At 73.3% G+C, this 1368-nt stretch carries 2 protein-coding genes and 1 tRNA gene; all 3 read left to right on the top strand.

The features are described 5' to 3' along the window. Nucleotides 1-134 precede the first annotated feature (134 nt). The 3 genes from AOK01_RS40175 to AOK01_RS40170 all read left to right on the top strand — a co-directional run bounded on the left by AOK01_RS40175 (nt 135) and on the right by AOK01_RS40170 (nt 1363). Nucleotides 135-500 (top strand): hypothetical protein, encoded by a 366-nt coding sequence (locus AOK01_RS40175; protein ID WP_055520599.1) that lies wholly within the window; start codon nt 135-137, stop codon nt 498-500. Between the two features lie 133 nt (nt 501-633). Next, the gene (locus AOK01_RS40425) at nt 634-1299 is read left to right on the top strand and encodes a bifunctional DNA primase/polymerase (RefSeq protein WP_063792956.1); all 666 of its coding nucleotides are present in this window, start codon (nt 634-636) and stop codon (nt 1297-1299) included. Beyond that, nucleotides 1290-1363: transfer RNA gene (locus AOK01_RS40170), tRNA-Lys, on the top strand. The genes AOK01_RS40425 and AOK01_RS40170 overlap by 10 nt, the downstream gene beginning before the upstream one ends. The last annotated feature ends 5 nt before the right edge of the window (nt 1364-1368 follow it).

The following is a 1368-nucleotide window of genomic DNA, read 5'->3' as shown; positions in this document are numbered from 1 at the left end:
GGGGCATGCGGGGCGGGGCGGAGCGCATCGGTGCCGGTCAGCCGGTGTCCTGAGGCCCCCTTGCGCGGTCAGGGGACAATGGACGGTGGCCCACCCACCCGGGCGGGCCGACCACTGTACGAGGAGGAGAAGTCATGGCGGAGCCCACGCCGCGTCGGAACGAGCCGCGGCTGCGCCCCGCGCCACTGCTCTTCGAGCCCGCGGAGGCGGCCTCCGATCCGGAGCATTTCTTCGACCTGGAGTCGATCGACGACCCCCGGGCGCTGCTGGACCGCGCCACGGAGCTGACGCACGCGTTCCGCGCGGCCACCGACCGGGCCGTCGAGTTCCAGGCGATGGCCGCCGCGCAGCTCGCCGATCCCCGGAAGTTCGACCGGCTCACCCCCGCGGCGATCGCCGAGCAGGCCGAGTGGACCGAGGACTACGCGAAGAAGATGATCGAGTTCGGGCGGGAGCTGCTGCGCGGCGCCGACGCCGAGGGGTACGCCGACCCGATCTGAGCATCGGCCGGACAGGACCTGGGCGCGCAGGAGCATCGGCCAGGCGCGCAAGGTACCGCGCCCCCTCCCCTCCTGTCCCGGATTTCCGCAACTCTGGGGAACCGTTCGCTCACCCCAGGTAGCCATGGGAAGCATGGACAGCGATCGGAACCTGGTAGGTACCCTGCCCGGCGCCACAGAAGTCACCGGGGTCACCCCGGAAGGAGCGGCCTGGCTCGCCTCGGCGGGAGCGTATCCGCGCAGCACCCGCGTCCTCTGGGAGGACCGGCCCACCGCCCCCGTGGTGCTGGCCTGCGGCGCCGCCTTCGACGTCGTCAGCACCCCCGCCGTCTTCGGCCGTCACATGCTGGACCGGCTGTGGGACGAGGGTCCGGGCTCGGGCCCCGTGGCCGCGCACCGGGGCCGGATACTCCTGTTCGCCGCCCCCGGTACGGCACAGCGCCTGCCCTCGCTCCTGGAGTGGGAGGGGTGGAGCTCCGGCGGCGCCTCCGACCGCGGCCGGGCCGTCCCGCCCCTCCTGTGCCACGGCACCGGTGACGCGGTGACGGTCCCCGCCCCGGCCCCCGTCGTCGCGGTGGCCCCGGCCGCCGCCAACCGCCTCGACTCCCGCTGGCTCGTCGCCCCCGACACCCGCGAGCCCTGGCTGCCGGGACCCGAGGTGATGCTCTGGGCGTCGGTGCGTGCGGCCCGGTCAGCGGCCCGCAGACGGCTCTCGGAGCCCTGCCCCGCGGCGCCGATATCGATTTTTCCTCCCGCCGATCAGGATGCTAAGGTCTACGACGTCAGCAAGCGCCGCTAGCTCAGTTGGTTAGAGCAGCTGACTCTTAATCAGCGGGTCCGGGGTTCGAGTCCCTGGCGGCGCACAGAC

It is taken from the genome of Streptomyces aurantiacus, assembly GCF_001418335.1.
Classification (GTDB): domain Bacteria; phylum Actinomycetota; class Actinomycetes; order Streptomycetales; family Streptomycetaceae; genus Streptomyces; species Streptomyces aurantiacus.
This window is presented reverse-complemented; position numbering and strand designations above follow the sequence as displayed.

Excerpts from the sequence above, each read along its gene's own strand:
- AOK01_RS40175 (WP_055520599.1), top strand. The coding sequence starts at position 135 with ATGGCGGAGCCCACGCCGCGTCGGAACGAGCCGCGGCTGCGCCCCGCG.
- AOK01_RS40425 (WP_063792956.1), top strand. The coding sequence starts at position 634 with ATGGACAGCGATCGGAACCTGGTAGGTACCCTGCCCGGCGCCACAGAA.